General features: G+C 59.9%; 14 protein-coding genes and 4 pseudogenes. 14 read left to right on the top strand and 4 right to left on the bottom strand.

Annotation, left to right across the window (positions count from 1 at the left end; genetic code table 11):
- Positions 1-27 precede the first annotated feature (27 nt).
- The 6 genes and pseudogenes from OKW39_RS25835 to OKW39_RS25810 all read left to right on the top strand — a co-directional run.
- Positions 28-272: pseudogene (locus OKW39_RS25835) on the top strand (dihydrolipoyl dehydrogenase); the annotation flags it as partial.
- 169 nt (positions 273-441) lie between these two features.
- On the top strand, positions 442-1,974 hold the full coding sequence (locus OKW39_RS25830; protein ID WP_429562411.1) for a transposase: 1,533 nt from the start codon (positions 442-444) through the stop codon (positions 1,972-1,974).
- 324 nt (positions 1,975-2,298) lie between these two features.
- Positions 2,299-2,712, top strand: coding sequence for an IS66-like element accessory protein TnpA (gene tnpA / locus OKW39_RS25825; RefSeq protein WP_090801995.1), 414 nt, complete (start codon positions 2,299-2,301; stop codon positions 2,710-2,712).
- Entirely contained in the window at positions 2,709-3,056 is a 348-nt protein-coding gene (tnpB, locus tag OKW39_RS25820) for an IS66 family insertion sequence element accessory protein TnpB (protein ID WP_090801994.1), read from the top strand. Before tnpA ends, tnpB begins: the two co-directional genes overlap by 4 nt.
- A gap of 41 nt (positions 3,057-3,097) precedes the next feature.
- Positions 3,098-4,615 (top strand): IS66 family transposase, encoded by a 1,518-nt coding sequence (gene tnpC / locus OKW39_RS25815; protein ID WP_429563988.1) that lies wholly within the window; start codon positions 3,098-3,100, stop codon positions 4,613-4,615.
- Between the two features lie 2 nt (positions 4,616-4,617).
- The gene (locus OKW39_RS25810; protein ID WP_429332306.1) at positions 4,618-5,211 is read left to right on the top strand and encodes a plasmid pRiA4b ORF-3 family protein; all 594 of its coding nucleotides are present in this window, start codon (positions 4,618-4,620) and stop codon (positions 5,209-5,211) included.
- A gap of 76 nt (positions 5,212-5,287) precedes the next feature.
- Here OKW39_RS25810 and OKW39_RS25805 read toward each other — a convergent pair whose 3' ends face one another.
- The gene (locus OKW39_RS25805) at positions 5,288-6,004 is read right to left on the bottom strand and encodes an IS6 family transposase (RefSeq protein WP_429563987.1); all 717 of its coding nucleotides are present in this window, start codon (positions 6,002-6,004) and stop codon (positions 5,288-5,290) included.
- Between the two features lie 409 nt (positions 6,005-6,413).
- Here OKW39_RS25805 and OKW39_RS25800 point away from each other — a divergent pair, with 409 nt between their 5' ends.
- The 3 genes from OKW39_RS25800 (at position 6,414) to OKW39_RS25790 (ending at position 7,625) form a co-directional block, all read left to right on the top strand.
- Positions 6,414-6,881, top strand: coding sequence for a hypothetical protein (locus tag OKW39_RS25800; protein WP_429332305.1), 468 nt, complete (start codon positions 6,414-6,416; stop codon positions 6,879-6,881).
- Positions 6,882-6,895: 14 nt separating this feature from the next.
- Positions 6,896-7,084: a hypothetical protein gene (locus OKW39_RS25795; protein ID WP_429332304.1), complete on the top strand. Its 189-nt coding sequence runs from the start codon at positions 6,896-6,898 to the stop codon at positions 7,082-7,084.
- A gap of 292 nt (positions 7,085-7,376) precedes the next feature.
- Positions 7,377-7,625, top strand: coding sequence for a hypothetical protein (locus OKW39_RS25790; protein ID WP_429332303.1), 249 nt, complete (start codon positions 7,377-7,379; stop codon positions 7,623-7,625).
- Between the two features lie 197 nt (positions 7,626-7,822).
- Here OKW39_RS25790 and OKW39_RS25785 read toward each other — a convergent pair whose 3' ends face one another.
- Both OKW39_RS25785 and OKW39_RS25780 read right to left on the bottom strand, forming a co-directional pair.
- On the bottom strand, positions 7,823-8,188 hold the full coding sequence (locus OKW39_RS25785; protein ID WP_429332302.1) for a bacteriohemerythrin: 366 nt from the start codon (positions 8,186-8,188) through the stop codon (positions 7,823-7,825).
- Positions 8,189-8,223: 35 nt separating this feature from the next.
- Positions 8,224-8,953 (bottom strand): annotated as a pseudogene (locus tag OKW39_RS25780) (IS6 family transposase).
- Positions 8,954-8,996: 43 nt separating this feature from the next.
- Here OKW39_RS25780 and OKW39_RS25775 point away from each other — a divergent pair.
- The 3 genes and pseudogenes from OKW39_RS25775 to OKW39_RS25765 form a co-directional block, all read left to right on the top strand.
- Positions 8,997-9,158 (top strand): annotated as a pseudogene (locus tag OKW39_RS25775) (ABC transporter substrate-binding protein); the annotation flags it as partial.
- Between the two features lie 676 nt (positions 9,159-9,834).
- The gene (locus OKW39_RS25770) at positions 9,835-10,041 is read left to right on the top strand and encodes a hypothetical protein (protein ID WP_429332301.1); all 207 of its coding nucleotides are present in this window, start codon (positions 9,835-9,837) and stop codon (positions 10,039-10,041) included.
- Between the two features lie 67 nt (positions 10,042-10,108).
- Positions 10,109-10,615, top strand: a complete 507-nt coding sequence (locus OKW39_RS25765; protein ID WP_429563986.1) for a hypothetical protein — start codon at positions 10,109-10,111, stop codon at positions 10,613-10,615.
- Positions 10,616-11,025: 410 nt separating this feature from the next.
- Here OKW39_RS25765 and OKW39_RS25760 read toward each other — a convergent pair.
- Positions 11,026-11,247 (bottom strand): annotated as a pseudogene (locus OKW39_RS25760) (DDE-type integrase/transposase/recombinase); the annotation flags it as partial.
- A 169-nt stretch (positions 11,248-11,416) separates the two neighbouring features.
- Here OKW39_RS25760 and OKW39_RS25755 point away from each other — a divergent pair.
- Complete coding sequence (locus tag OKW39_RS25755; protein WP_090800641.1) at positions 11,417-12,793, top strand: IS4 family transposase; 1,377 nt, start codon at positions 11,417-11,419, stop codon at positions 12,791-12,793.
- Positions 12,794-13,960: 1,167 nt separating this feature from the next.
- Positions 13,961-15,148, top strand: coding sequence for a porin (locus OKW39_RS25750; protein WP_429332299.1), 1,188 nt, complete (start codon positions 13,961-13,963; stop codon positions 15,146-15,148).
- The last annotated feature ends 27 nt before the right edge of the window (positions 15,149-15,175 follow it).

Genomic DNA, 15,175 nt, shown 5'->3' with positions numbered 1-15,175 from the left:
GGATTTCCCCCTTTCTGAGAAGCGTGCGCCGCCGATCCTGGCATGAAGATAGTGCTAGTCGAACGATATTCGGCGTTGCGCCGCGTGTGCCTGAACGTTGATGTAGTCGATCGGAGGGCGCCGCTGCACACCGCGCTCGTCGTCGAAGTTGCCGAGGTGTCGCGTGACGCTAACTTGGAAGTCACCTTAAGAAGCTGACGGGCGGGTTCGCCGGGATGGCGAAGGCGCACAAGGTCGAAGTCGTGACGGGCGTCGGCGCGTTCGTCGATCCGTGTATCACATCTGGCACGCCTGTCGGAGCCGGTACCCGTCAGTCGCGATCGATCTCACGGATGAATGGCACACGGAGTTGCTTTACCCTAGAAACGGCAGTTGAAGGTTTGAAATCAGGCGCCAAGGCAATGCGGGCAACGGTCTTCGGAAGTCTGGCAAACTCACCCGATGGGTGAAAAGACAGACCGGGATATTGCGGCGGCACCGGACGCCGAACCGATGATTGTCGACACGATGGGCGGGCGCATGCACGTGCATTGGGACGAGGCCGCGCACGCGACGCCAAACGGCCAGCTGGTGTTCTTTGCCGAGTTTCTCGCGACCGCCGGCGTGTTCGATGCGTGGGTCGATGCTTGTCCGCTCGTGCATCGCGGCGGCAATACGTCGGACAAACGTGACGTGCTGGGCACGCTGGTGCTCGCGGTCCTTGCTGGCCACCGCCGCTATGCTCACGTGACGGCACTGCGCGGTGACGCGGTAGCGGCGCAGGCGCTGGGTATGAAGCGCACCGTCAGCGAGGACACCGTGCGACGCTCGCTGTTGCAGATCGATGCGGTGGCCAGCGAGGCGTGGATGCGCCCGGCGCTGATGAACAGCGTACGCGAGGCGCTCGCGACGCCGTGGATCATGGACATCGACGCGAGCATCAAGCCGCTGTACGGACGTCAGGAAGGCGCGGAACTGGGCTACAACCCGCACAAGCCGGGGCGTCCGAGCCACGTGCTGCACACCTTCTGGGTCAGCACCCTGCGGCTGGTGCTGGACGTGCAGGTGAGCCCGGGCAACCAGCATGCGTCGCTGCACGCCAGGGAGGGGCTCGGTCGACTGCTCGACGAACTGGATGGGTGTCGCCCGGTGCTGGTACGAGGCGACTGCGGCTATGGAAACGAAGGTGTTCTGGCCGTGCTGGAGCAACGGGCGCAGCCCTACCTGCTTCGTTTGCGCCAGACCAGGAATGCGAAGCGTCTGATTACCCGGCTGGCGGGGCGCAGCAGCTGGGGGCAGGCGGATGCCCAGGGATGCCAGGCGATCGAAAGCGAACTGCGGCTGGACGGCTGGTCGCGCACACGCCGCGTGGTCGTCGTGCGCCGCCGGATTCGTGACGACGTGGTGAACGCGCCGCGCAAGGATCAGCAACAGCTTCGGCTGCCGATCGCCGACGTGGCGGTGCTCGACGCCCATCAGATGTGGGAGTACACGATCCTCGTCACCAACGCACCGTATCCGCTGGACTCGATCGCGCAGTTGTACCGCGACCGCGGCGATTGCGAGAACGGCTTCGACGAACTGAAGAACCAGTGGGGCCTGGGCGGCTTCACGACGCAGGACATCACGCGCTGCCAGACGACGGCCCGGATCGGCGCGCTGGTCTACAACTGGTGGTCGTGGTACTGCCGCGCCGCTCATCCGCAAGGTCGGCTCGAAGCGGTGACGAGCCGGCCGCTGCTGCTGGCCGCCGTCGGTACGAGCGCCAGCCACGCTGGCGGCACCCGGCTCTATCTCACGCCGTTGCATGCGATGACGCAGACCATCCGTGCGCTGGTGGGCAATATCCGCAAGGCACTGCAGCATGTCAGACAGCTCGCGGAGCAATCACCGAAACTCGATCGCTGGCGCGCGCTGCTGCGCTACATCTGCGCACAGATCGTCCCTTCGAAATTGCCTCGGATTACTCATGATCTGCTTGTTGCCTCGGGGTGATCGCCGTTTTTAGGTTTACCGCTCGGACTGCGGCTCAGGACGTCCGGTTCAAGTTGCCGCAGAAAATATCGACGTTGCCGTCTGCCGCACTCGTACGCAAGACGACGGCGTAGTCGGGGTATGCACTACGGCGAGAGTCGAAGGACGGTACCTAAGAGAATTTGAACGCCTGAGAACGGAGCATAGCTATGCGGTTTCTATGCTGATGGCACAAAAACGGGTTGTGTCGCGATAAGAGTAAGCGTCATTTGAAGGCCGTATCGACGTCGACGTTGAGAGTGTCCAAAGTGATGCCCATCACTTCGAGTAGTGGGGACCACTTTGATGACAGAGATCGACTGTGCCGGGAGCCGCAAGGGGCGGCCGAATTACGCGCCTCAATTCAGGCGTGAAGTTGCGATGGCAGCGTGCGAGCCGGGCATCTCGGTGGCAAAGCTCGCGCAGTCGCACGGTCTGAATCCGAACATGGTGTTCAAGTGGCGCAGGCAGTACCGTGCTGGTCTGCTGGACAACAGGACGGTGAGCGAGACGGCAGTGTTCGTTCCGGTGGCGATGTCGCCGGATGATTCGATGGCGGTTTCGTCGCTACCGGTGCCGACAGCGCAATTGCCATTGCGCGCACAGGAAGCCGCGACTTCAGGTATCGAGATCGAGCTCAATGGCGCACGCGTGCGAGTGAGCGGGAAGGTAGACCCAGCCCAGCTGCGACTGGTGCTGCATTGCCTGAGGCCGGCATGATCGCGCTGCCGACCGGCACCCGCATCTGGCTCGCCGCAGGCGTCACCGACATGCGCCGTGGCATGGATGGTCTGGCTGCACTGGCGCAGGTGGCCCTTGAGCAAGACCCGTTCTCGGGCCACGTGTTTGCCTTCCGTGGTCGCCGGGGCGATCTGGTGAAACTGCTGTGGTGGAGTGGCGATGGAATGAACCTGTACGTCAAGCGCCTGGAGCGAGGCCGTTTTATCTGGCCGCAGGCCGACGCGGGATGCATCCATCTGTCGGCGGCACAACTGTCGATGCTGCTCGAAGGCATCGACTGGCGACGCCCCGAACGGACGTGGAAGCCCACATGCGCCGCGTAAATTTGCCCCCACTTCTGAACGTGCCTGGTAAACTCCCAGACATGCCAGTCAACCGACTCCCCGACGACATCGACACACTCAAGCGCATGCTTGTTTCGCGCGAAGAAACCATCGCGCGCCTGCTCGCCGAGATCTCGCGTCTGAAGCGCTGGCAGTACGGGCGCTCGTCGGAACGCATGGCAGAACTGACGGGACAATTGCAGCTCGCACTGGGTGACGGGACACTGCCGCAACAAGGTGCCGTGCCCGCATCGGCGCCAGAAGCGGCGTCGGATGAACCCGTAGACACGGCAGCGCCGGTGGTTCCACTGCGCCGCCGCTCGCGCGAATTCCCTGCGCACCGGCCACAGGGCTGCGACTGCCCCGAATGCGGTGGCCGGCTGCGCAAGCTGGGTGAAGACGCCTCCGAGATGCTGGACTACGTGCCGGGGTACTTCCGGGTGATCCGCCACGTGCGCCCCCGGCTGAGCTGCAGCCGTTGTGCGAAGGTCGTCCAGGAAGCGGCGCCGTCGCGCCCGATCGCACGTGGCATGGCCGGTGCGGGTCTGCTGGCACAGGTGATGGTCGCCAAGTACGCTGACCATATGCCGTTATACCGGCAGGTAGGAATCTATCGCCGTGCCGGCATTGAACTCGATCGTGCCACGCTGGCCTCGTGGGTTCGCGAGTGCGCCGCACTGCTGCAGCCGCTGGCGGATGCCGTTGGCCGGTATGTGCGTGAGGCGCAGAAAATCCATACGGATGACACGCCCGTCCCGGTGCTGGAACCCGGACGCGGCAAGACACGTACGGCACGCTTGTGGACGTATGTACGCGATGACCGGCCGGCGGGCAGCCGGGCACCCCCGGCAGTCTGGTACCAGTACTCGCCCGACCGCAAGGGAGAGCGACCTCGTACGCATCTGCAGGGCTGGTCGGGCATCCTGCAGGCAGATGCCTTTAGTGGCTACGATGCGCTGTACCGCGATGGCACGATCATCGAGGCAGCATGCTGGGCGCATGTGCGGCGCAAGTTCTACGACCTGTACGAACTGGAGCGTTCGCCAGTGGCGCAGGAGGCACTCAGCCGTATCGCGGCCCTGTATGCCATCGAGCGCGAGGTGCGCGGCCGCAAGCCGGAGGTCCGGCAGTCCGTGCGCATGGCGCGGGCATTGCCGCTCGCAGGCACACTGAAGGACTGGCTGGAACATACGTTCGCGCAGGTCTCGGCGAAGTCGGGCCTTGGCAAGGCCATCCGGTATGCGCTGGGGAACTGGCACGCGCTGGTGCGCTACTGTGAAGACGGGCGCATCGAGATAGATAACAACACCGCGGAGCGATCGATCAGGCCGCTGGTTCTCGGCAGGCGCAACTATCTGTTCGCAGGTTCTGATGGCGGTGGACAGAGTGCGGCGGTCATCTACAGCCTGATCGGAACGGCACGCCTGAATGGCATCGAACCGTATGCGTATCTGCGTATGGTGTTCGAGCGCATCGCCGATCATCCCATCAACCGGATCGACGCGTTGCTGCCGTGGCATTTGATGCCGGTGGAGCAGCCGGTCCGTCAGGCTGCATGACGATGGCATCGACTCGCAAACCCGCGTTACGCGCGGTCAATTCACAGGTACCGGTCTACCAGCTGCGCATCGAGCTGAAGTATCTGAAGCCGGCGGTCTGGAGACGGGTACTGGTCCCTGCCTCGATCAGGCTGCCGAAGCTGCACGTCGTGCTGCTGTGGGCGATGGGCTGGGATGGCGGCCACCTGCACGAATTCGTGTTCGGCGACATCAACTACGGGGTGCCCGATCCGGACTTCCCGAGTGACCCACCGATGCTCAACGAAGCGCGGGTGAGCCTGGGCAAGGCGCTCGGTGCACTGAAGTCATTCACCTACATCTACGATTACGGTGACAACTGGCAGCATCGTGTGAAGGTCGAGAAGGTCTTGCCACCTGACCCTCAGCTGCGCTCGCCCCTCTGCCTGGACGGCCGCAATGCCTGTCCACCGGAAGATGTTGGCGGCGTACCCGGCTACATCGAGTTCCTCGACGCGATCATCGATCCGGCTCATGACGAACACCAGCGGTTGCTCGACTGGTGCGGCGGTAGTTTCGATCCTGTTGCCTTTGACCTCCAGAGCGTCAACGAACGCCTCTTCGAAATCAAATTCTGATCGTCAAGGCGGCCTTCAAATGTCGCTTACCGATAAGATTGGCAAGGCAAGAAAGTTCCGCAATGACAAGGAGTCCTTACGCCAGCAGCGAATAGAACTGATCGGCGGCGGTTCGGGCGACGCCGCTGTCCTTCATCTGGCCTTTCCTGATCATATGCATCGTCTCAATGCCTGACAGGATGATGCGGGCACACCGGAAATCCTTGAAGCCCATCATGGGCCTGGTTCGTCGTTTGATCGCCCGATGATCCTGCTCGACGATGTTGTTCAGATATTTGACCTGCCGGACCTTGATCGGCGTTTCCCGCTCGGCGTTGATGGCCTGGAGGGCGGCCAGATTCGCCCCGCTTTTATCCATGGTCACGGTCTCGGGCGTCCCGTTCCGATCGATGGCTTTCTCGAAGTAACGGCGCGCGGCAGCTTTGTCGCGATACGCCCGCAACAGGAAATCCACCGTATTACCGGCCTTGTCCACCGCGCGATACAAGTACTTCCACTGGCCGCCCACCTTGACGTAGGTCTCATCCATCCTCCAGCTCTTGCCGACCGGACGTTTGTGCTTGCGAAAGGCCTTCTCGAACAACGGTACGAGTTTGATCACCCAGCGATGCACGCTCGAATGGTCGACCTCGAAACCCCTTTCGGCCATCATTTCCTCGAGATTTCGCAAGCTCAGCGAGTAGGCCACATACCACCGCACACACAGCAGGATCACGTCCAGCGGATAGTGCAGGCGTTTGAGTACATTCGCTACGCCGGCAGGCAGGGCTTTTCTCGCAGTCGCATTCTTCATATCACGCTTCACTTCAGGAAAATGTCCGCCTGAATTTTACTCCCGCATCCTTAGCGCGACACAACCAACCCTCACCCAAAGCGTGACGTTGAACATCCGGCCTCCGGTCGTTCAGACGCCGTATGAGTTGAAGCACGTTCTCGAACCATCTCGGGTATACCCGCCAATCGCAACCCTTGTATCTCATGGTCATGTCGCATAATATAGTGAATACACTATTGCATAATATGTAGCAGTTTTTACAGTCAACCGATGGCGCAGTTTGCGTCACACCGCGCGCTAGACTAGCGCTGGCTGTCACGGTAAATGCAAATGCTGTGGCTGGATGGTCGTGCAAATCGATCACGAGCATTGAGATTAGGAAACTTGAATGAATTGCGCCAACGCATCATCCTGAAAGTACGTCGTCATGTGGTTGCGGCTCTACTTCGGAGCTCATCTTTTCTACTCGGGGATTCGATACATCCTGAGCGGTTACGTGCCGGAAATCCCCGATATTAGCGGAGCTTACGTTGCGGCGGCCACAACGATTCATATGTATCCAGCGGTCAAGTATATGGAGTTCTTTTACGGCCTAATGCTCTTGACGAACCGGGGCGTACTGCTCGCGCTAATCCTCGAGATGCCAATCACCGCAACGATCTTCTGGCTCAACACGTTCATTGTCGCCACGCCGCGCCAGCTCTTTACCGGGCCGCAGGAATTGTTTATGAACGGCGTGCTCGTGCTGGCCTACAGCGGATACATGGCGGCGGTGTTTCGACTCAAACTCGAACCGATGTGGCTTTGGGACGGCTGGAAAAGGTGTCTCCAGAACGAAACCAACAGTTCAACAGCGAAACATGCGCTGTCATCCCCACATCAAGGCAACGCATAACCCTGGAGGCTGATATGAAGAAGGATACCTGGATAGCAGTAGGAATCTGTTTGTTGATCACCGTGGCGGCGTGTATTGGCTCGACGGGTTTGGGGTATGCCGATTACCGTCCGCTGCGCAATTTCGACTACTTCGGGTTGGGTGTGGCTTGGCTGGTCTTTGTTGCAAACCTCATCCGTGACCAGCGATCGGTAAGCGCGTAGAGGTATGACCCGGGGCTGATGCAGGAGCAGGCGGCTCAAGGTGATGCGGCACCGACACGATACGGTTTGCCGACGACGTGGATCCGGGTCTTTGGGTTGGTCGCTCGACACGATTACCTTGACGGGCGATCATCCGCCTTTCCGTCCGTCAATTCTTGCGGTTCACAGAATGTGGAAATAGCACGCTTGTCGATGGTTTGCGCTGGAGCACTGGCATACGCATCGCACGGGCACCCAACATCGGCACAGTGCATCGACAGGCGCCTTTTCGCGGGACAGAGAGGATAAAGTGATGAAGACCGGAGAGCAATCTTTACGTTTCGTAGTTGAAAAGTGGCTCGGGTTGCAGCCTCCAGAGAGCGCAAGGGTGACGGCACTGGGCCGTCCGCGCTCGGGCAAAGGGCGTTTCGTGTGCGTCGAGACTGTACACGGCAGCGAAAGACTCGCGCTGTTCTTCTTTCGGCACGACGACGGATGCTGGAAGGTCTTTCCTCCTGCTCCGGCGTTGCCAGAGATGGCTTTGGAGCGTCTGTTTGCGTAGCCTAAATCGGGCCTGTCAGTAATTTCGTGTTCGAGGCATACAACCCTCCGTACAAGCAGGAAATTATCAAAATTCCTGCTGTACGCATAATCGAGGCAGGGCCAGTCGTCGCGGACCGTAATACATCGGCCGCGAAGTAGTGCTTTTCCGGGTTCCCGCGTCCGTGCGCAGACGGGCTCGAGAGCGGGGACGACAGTTCAGTTCGAACTTCTGAACACGACCGGCTTGCCGCCCATCGTCCGCTTCGTCATCCATGCCGCCAGCGCCGAGTCCAGGTAGTCCGCATGACCGGGAAACCACTCGAACAGATGCAGGCCGAGGTCGTGCGCCAGTTCGGCGCCGGCCCGTCCTTCCGCGACCGCGGCCTTCACCTCGCCGACCGACTTCAGCACTGCCGCATGTTCGTCGATGTGGCAGTCTCGCGGCGGAAAGTTCGTGGTGCGCATCCATTCGTCTGCCTGATCGAAATGACTGACCGCGTGTTGCTCGAATGCCTCGACGGCCGCCACGGCGGTGGTATCGTTGCAGGTCACGAGTTTGAACGGCTCTGTCAACTTGGGCACAGACTACCTGTGTCGCTCAAGAGTAGTTATCCTTATCAAATAATTTTCTCGACTGCGGCAGAGACAGTCCAAGCATGCCATGCGGCGAAGCGTTCTCTGAGTACGGCACGATGACAGGCCGCGGTCATCCGATGTCTGGGCAACGCGAAGTGCTGCCGGATCGGGCCGAAGGATGAGAGAAACGCCTGCGTGCGACGCGGATCGCGAAAGCCGCACATCTGGCGTTCGCGCCTGCGGGTCGGCTGGTGGCTGTTCTCGGCGCGGTTGTTCACGCGTGCAGCTGCTTTGACGAAAACGTGCTTCACATGAGCGAGCTCGGGAATCTCGGCCTTCCGCCGGATAGCTGCGAAGCTGGTCGGTAACGATCCGGCGCGGCACCGGGTTTGAGCGCAGCAGGCGCTTGAAGAAGCGCTTTGCCGCGGCCTTGTTGCGCCGCTTTTGCACCAGCACATCGAGATCGGCGCCATGCTCGTCCACTGCACGCCACAACAAATACGGCTCGCCGCGCAGCGTCACGAACAGCTCGTCCAGATGCCAGGTGCTGCCCGGCTTGCGCCGCGCCGCTTTCGCGCACTGGGCGAATCGAGCGCCGAACTTGTCGCACCAGCAACGGATCGTTTCGTACGTGACCACGACACCACGCTCGAGCATCAACTCCTCGATGTCGCGCAAACTCAGGCTGAACCGGAAATACCAGCGAACCGCGCAACTGATGATGACCGCAGGGAAGCGGTGGCCGTGATAAGGCGATTTCGTTTCTTTCATCACTTCATTCTACCGCCGCCTCCCCACCAACCTGACAGTGCCCTTCATGGTCATCCGGCAGGCGATGGGTGTCGCCAGGAGTCGGCGCGAAATGGCTGCGAAGATGTTGCGTGAGTTCGTTGAGGACATGAAACGAAACGGTTTCGTCGCGCAAGCGCTTGAACGCCACCGTATTGCAGGTGCCTCCGTCGCGCCGCTCGAGTAAATAGCAGGGAAGGGTGTAGAAGCGCGGTCCGCCGGATGACCGTTGCGTGACGCCACTGCGGCTCGGGTGACCGTAGACGGTCACGGCTGAAGGTGAGCTGCCGTCGGCCGTCGGCCGTCGCCGTCACGTTGCCATTCGAGATGGTTACTTTCCTTTTTGGGGTGCCGCCTCTTACCACGGGCAATCAGTGTCGAAGATGAATCGAACACTTCCGACCGCATCGCCTACATGCGCGAAGCTACGTGTTGCTTGTCAAAAGGTTCTAAATAAGGATTACGTTCCGAACGCAACAGAATCCGCAGCTATGGCATTGGTAGACCACGTAGTGATTGAAGCTCCGCAGACTTTCCAGATTATTTACGCGGTAACTAAGTTTAATTTGAGCGGGTGTGCTGTGCGTTGGTACTGCTCAATCGGTTCGGAACGGGCTTGAGGTAGGAGGCCGATGCGTGATGGCATGCAGTTACCGACGATTCGTAACCATGCCCGGGCGCGGTTCTCCGACTTTGATCGTGTAAGGAAGATCGCTTAGGGTCATTGCTCGAGCGGCGTCAACTGGCCGAGCGCGCTGCGGTCAATAAGCTGTTCGGCGTACACCGTGGATGCGCGTCGCGCATCTCCCGCGTTTGCGAATGAATGCTTCTCCGGTACATGAAACGGCGCGCAGCACGATCCGGTGCTGTCGGATGCACGCTTCGATGGTATCGCCGACTTTTTCGGCGAGCGGCGGCAGTACTCCATAGTCGAAGCGCAAGCGCAATTGCCTCTGCCTGTACCCAAGAGCGACGCCGTATACGCGTCGCTGGTCAAGCGGGCGGTGAAGCTCGCAAAGAGAGCAGAACTGCGCTCGGGGTTCCAGGGTTACCTCGGCCCGGCCGACTGACACGCGCTCGCATGGCATGCATCGGCACCTCTGGCCTATGCTTCCGCTGCTCGCGCTCGCGCTCGCGATGGCCATGCAGGACGAGACAATCGCGAGCTTCGGCGGCCAGTCTATCTGGACGATCGACGTCATCGCCAACATCGTCAAATGCGCGGACGCGATGATAGCGATCATCTGGGTGGGGAAGGCGGACGGGCAGCGGACGGCCTTTTGCTACGATCCCGACGTGGGCCAGGCAGCACGACTTTCATGCACGTCGACCGGACACGCATGGCTCATGACGATGACCGATGAACAGGCGGCCGCGCTGGTCTTGAAACAGGGCTTCGGACAGCCGAATGAATTCGGACCCAATGCGCCGACGACGCTCAGGGCGCTGCTCGGTTTTCTGCACGCTGCACAGGTCCGTGGCTATGCGATGATCGACGAGGTGTTCGCGCCGCGCATGTCGGCGGTTACCACGCCCGTGCGGCTCGCGCTGCGTTGGCGTCATCAGCCCGGCCGGTCCGAGAGGACGGCTGACCGTGGGAAAAATACACGAGTATTCGGTACTGCTGGGCGAGGCGGCCAATGAGCTAGTCCAGTTGAGCAACCTGGCGGGGTTCCCAAGTCGGCCGCCGCTCGGCAAGGGATGAGAAAATCGGGGCTTACGCCGTCCAGCCGACGGGGCTTGCGCCCTTTGGTCGAACCGCTATCTCCGGCACGCCGTGACCGGAGTCGCGTGACACATCAGAAGCCGGGACTTTAATCGGCAAGCGCCTTCGCGCGGAAGCCGACCACTACGCAGGTCGCTGGCTTTACTGGGGAGCTTGCGGAATGTGTACCGAGAGTGACCACCCGCCTCATATCGGAATGATCCGTTGCAGCTTGAGGCAGTCAAACTGCCAGACAAACGCATCGAATGTGCTCTGGTAATCGAGGAGGATCTGGTGCAAATAGGTAGTGGATAGTGGGTCCGTTATGCCTTGAGATATGGATGCCTTATCAATTGAAAATGACGGCATTCCAGACGGAGGGGGCAGTGATGTCCTCAAGCGCAAGAGCGGACAGGTCACACTGCCCCTTGCCAATGCGATGCATCAACTCGATGCCTGAAATCGTAGTCTGAGCATTTCTGAACCTCTTGAGCCCGCGCATCACATTCGTCCTGGACTTGATGTGACGATGGTCTTGCTCGATCAGGTTATTGAGGTACTTCGAGGAGCGCAACTTCGTATCCTTGGAAGCAGGCCATAGGACGAATGGCACTTACTTAAGCCTACATGGAGGAGAAGACGCGGGTAAGTGCTTGAAGAGAAAGGGAGGGGGCTGATCCAGGGATTGATACGATGGTTGTTACCAGGCAAACACCGTCTCATTCCAAAGATCAGCCCCCATGGATCGTAATGCACGAAGTCATCACAGGCAAACACGAAGCAGGGTTCAAAGCCGGGCGTGCAGGGCCCAGGCGGTAGACTACTTCAACATACTGACGAGCCCGGGGCTGTTGGGCATAACGGAAGCGTATTTGCCAGAACATCGGGAACGGCTGTATCCGCCGACGGTGACACTGTCGATGTTCATGCGCCAGGCGCTGGAAGAGGACGCCTCCTGTCAGAAGGCAGTCAACGGGTGGGCGGCGCAGCGAGCTGCCGACGGGCTGCGGCCCATGAGTGTGCGTACGGGAGGCTACTGCCGCGCTCGCCAGAGACTGCCGCTGACGATGGTGCGGGAGTTGGCGCGCGAGACGGGGCGCCAACTGCATGAGCAGGCCGAGCCTGCCTGGAAGTGGCGCGGGCGCCCGGTCAAGCTGGTTGACGGCACCGGGATCTCGATGCCCGATACGCCGTCGAACCAGGCCCGTTTCCCGCAGTCCAGTGCTCAGGCCGAAGGAGTGGGCTTTCCATTGGCCTATCTGGTTGCGGTGATCTGTCTGGCAAGCGGCGCAGTACTGGAGTCGGCGGTCGGAACTTACGCGGGCAAAGGCAGCGGGGAGCTGACGGCGTTTCGCATGCTGCAAGGCACGTTTCGCAAAGGTGACGTGATCGTCGCCGATGCCTTGTACTGCCACTACTTTCTGATGGCCTCAATGATCGCCGCCGGGGTGGACGTCGTGATGGAACAGCATGGGGCACGCCGCACCGACTTTCGGCGAGGCCGGTCCCTGGGCACGCGCGATCACATTGTGACGTGGCCCAAACCCCGGCAGCGTCCCGACTGGATGACGCATGAGCAGTACCAGGCCTTCCCCGATGAACTGATGGTGCGCGAGTCCAGGCTGCATCACCGGGTGCTGGTCACCACGATGCTTGATGCACGCAAGACCAGCAAACAGGACCTCTCGCAGTTGTACGCCAGGCGCTGGAACGTGGAACTGGATCTACGTAACATCAAGACGACGATGGGCATGGATGTGCTGCATTGCCAGACTGCCCACATGAACGAAAAGGAGATCTGGGTCCATCTGCTGGCCTACAACGTGATTCGGCTGCTGATGGCTCAGGCCGCCAGTCACCATGCCACTGACCCGAGAACACTGAGTTTCAAACACACGGTGCAGTTATGGACTGAATGGCTGGCCAGAGGTCTGACGGCAACTCACAACCAGAGTCTCCTGTTCAACCTGATCACGCAGTCTTGCGTTGGGAGTCGCCCCGGTCGCATCGAACCACGAATGCGCAAACGAAGACCGAAGTCCTACCCATGGCTGAAAGAGCCTCGTCACATCGCACGTGAGCGCGTCCAAAAATATGGGCACGCTCCACGGGCTTAAGTAAGTGCCATTCGCCATAGGACTTCATCTCACGCCCAGCCCGGTGCGACGCTGCATACCCATATGGCGTGGCCGTCTCCCGTGGTCGCCCTGATGCTTGATTGCCTTGGTGAAAAAGGCCTCAGCTGCTGCGACATCGCGCGGCATCACAGCACAAGGTCGTGATACGTGCGCAAGGTTATAACGCGCAACTCAATAGTCGCGAACCGCCACCATTGAATGGCAAATTGCGCCAGTTGGGGAAGCCAAGGGTTTTCGCCAGAATATGGCTCATTGACATTGTAGGCCGCTATAAATACTATTTTGACTGAGTACAACGAATTCTATTGTGCCTGCTTTTAGGTGCGCGCTTCCAGTGGAAGACGTTGGCATGCGCGCCCTGCTTTCCGCCACGTATCTTCGTGACACGCGGCTCTTCGCGGTCCGCGGGGTCACGGCTGCGAGCGCGCTTCTTTCTTCTTCTTCTTCTGTCACCGGGTCATGGTGGCGGGGCAATTACGACGGCCGAAAACGTGGCTTTGATCGCGAGGATGATACTGAAAGGCATTTCGATCGCAGGCATACAGCTTGGCGAATATCCTCTGTCGACCCATATCTATCCAACACGTTCCGGGGATCCGGTGTGGGATAAATGGTGACTCTCTCCCATGTCGGTGCGATTAGCGCGGTATCGACCGCCGGATTGGCAATTAAGACGTCGGTTGCTGCTTACGTTTCCGTCGGGGCGGCGGTTGCGATCGGCATTATTGGTGCGCATTAGGTGGTATCAGGATGCATTAGAAAAGCGTTATCGAGATCATGCGAATCCGAAGTCGAACATGGTGCTGAAGGCTGATCCGCAGGCCCTCACGGAGTGAAGGATTAGAAGACTGATGGCCGTGGGGAGTCGGAAGATTGTGTGGGCAAGCTCATGGCTACTAGGGGTGGTCGACAACTGAGCCGACGCCGGCCCCTTTCTCTATTTGGTCGGTGCCTACGGGCAACTGGCACCGCCCCAGGCGCTCGCCATTCAAGAATTGCTTCGGGCGTCCCGGCGGGTCCCGACGCCGCATTGGATGCTGCACATCTCCGTGAGGGCAACGGACCAGCGTAATAAATTGACCTACTCGCGTTTCTAATTCAATAGCAGTCGGTTTCAAAGACCACATATAACAATCAGGAGAATGTATGAATCATCAGGGGACGTGGAGGAAACACCGGTGGGCCGCGGTGCCGCTTGCATGTGCATCAGTTTGCATGAGCGTTACGGCCGCTCATGCGCAAAGTAGCGTCATGCTTGGAGGATTTCTTGACGAAGGTGTCGCCACCTATCGTGATTCAGGTGGGGCCCGTTTGTATCAAATGCAGGATTCCGCCATCTTTCCCACCAAGTTTTTCTTCCGCGGGAGCGAGGACATGGGAGGGGGCCTGCGCGCAAACTTCAGCCTCGACTCGATGATCAGCCTGAGCACAGGGGGACTTGATCCGCAGTCGCGCGGCGCGATGTTCGAGAACTCGTCGTGGGTCGGACTCAGCCAAGCAGGGATTGGCAGCTTCCGCCTCGGGCGCCAGAACGACTTCGCCTTCGACTACTACCTGATCGGTGGTATCGATCCGGCAACGGGCATCGCTGGCGGTATGCTCAACTTCCGGACCGGTAGCTTCGGTGCCGACCTGCTCGGCGTTTCAGGGCCGGCGCAGATTGCTGGCGCCGTCTCGGGCGGCCAGTTCGCGCCTATCACGACGAACGGCCAAATTTCTGGATTAGCGGCCATCAACTGGGATCGTGTCGGCGGCAAGCGGATGGCGAATGCCATCAAGGTTGTGTCGGAGGAATATGCCGGGCTGTCGGCTGGCGTCATGTATAGCTTCGGCGGCACAGCGGGCGACTTCAACAACGGGGCCGGAAAAAGCGCGGCGATCAGCTTCCGGAATGGTGAAACGCGTGCTGCTGTTGTTTACACTGAGCAGAACTATGCGCCGGTCAACAATGGACATAGTGGCATCGCCAACCTGCTCGCCGGAGCAAGGACGAAGTTCGGCCATTTCACTGTCTCAGGGATGTATAGCGACGCGCGCAACACCCATACGGGGGCCAAGATTTACGCCCTAGCTGGTGGCGTCGGATATGACTTCTCACCGGCTTGGAACCTCGGCGGCGCTTATACCTACGAAAATGGTAACGCGTTGCTGAAGAACGTGGTGATCAACCAGGCCGCGTTGCAGTTGACGTACACGTTGTCGAGACGCACCGCGGTCTATGCCGCCGGCGTATATCAACGCACCAACGGCGCATACGCTGCAGAAATCGGGAACATCGTGGCAAGCGGCAATATCCAGACTGTTTTCCAGCTTGGCATAATGCATCGATTCTGATGCTTCATTGAGGAACGGCAGCGATGA

Source organism: Paraburkholderia sp. MM6662-R1 (genome assembly GCF_050436245.1).
Classification (GTDB): Bacteria; Pseudomonadota; Gammaproteobacteria; order Burkholderiales; family Burkholderiaceae; genus Paraburkholderia; species Paraburkholderia tuberum.
The sequence above is the reverse complement of the archived record's forward strand: the minus strand, read 5'-3'. Positions and strand labels throughout refer to the sequence as shown.

What these genes read in the sequence shown, in the direction of transcription:
- OKW39_RS25800 (WP_429332305.1), top strand. Translation starts at nt 6,414, where the DNA reads ATGTGGTTGCGGCTCTACTTCGGAGCTCATCTTTTCTACTCGGGGATT.
- OKW39_RS25795 (WP_429332304.1), top strand. Translation starts at nt 6,896, where the DNA reads ATGAAGAAGGATACCTGGATAGCAGTAGGAATCTGTTTGTTGATCACC.
- tnpC (WP_429563988.1), top strand. Translation starts at nt 3,098, where the DNA reads ATGCCAGTCAACCGACTCCCCGACGACATCGACACACTCAAGCGCATG.
- OKW39_RS25805 (WP_429563987.1), bottom strand. Translation starts at nt 6,004, where the DNA reads ATGAAGAATGCGACTGCGAGAAAAGCCCTGCCTGCCGGCGTAGCGAAT.
- OKW39_RS25810 (WP_429332306.1), top strand. Translation starts at nt 4,618, where the DNA reads ATGGCATCGACTCGCAAACCCGCGTTACGCGCGGTCAATTCACAGGTA.
- tnpA (WP_090801995.1), top strand. Translation starts at nt 2,299, where the DNA reads ATGACAGAGATCGACTGTGCCGGGAGCCGCAAGGGGCGGCCGAATTAC.
- tnpB (WP_090801994.1), top strand. Translation starts at nt 2,709, where the DNA reads ATGATCGCGCTGCCGACCGGCACCCGCATCTGGCTCGCCGCAGGCGTC.
- OKW39_RS25750 (WP_429332299.1), top strand. Translation starts at nt 13,961, where the DNA reads ATGAATCATCAGGGGACGTGGAGGAAACACCGGTGGGCCGCGGTGCCG.
- OKW39_RS25790 (WP_429332303.1), top strand. Translation starts at nt 7,377, where the DNA reads ATGAAGACCGGAGAGCAATCTTTACGTTTCGTAGTTGAAAAGTGGCTC.
- OKW39_RS25765 (WP_429563986.1), top strand. Translation starts at nt 10,109, where the DNA reads ATGGCCATGCAGGACGAGACAATCGCGAGCTTCGGCGGCCAGTCTATC.
- OKW39_RS25755 (WP_090800641.1), top strand. Translation starts at nt 11,417, where the DNA reads ATGGATCGTAATGCACGAAGTCATCACAGGCAAACACGAAGCAGGGTT.
- OKW39_RS25830 (WP_429562411.1), top strand. Translation starts at nt 442, where the DNA reads ATGGGTGAAAAGACAGACCGGGATATTGCGGCGGCACCGGACGCCGAA.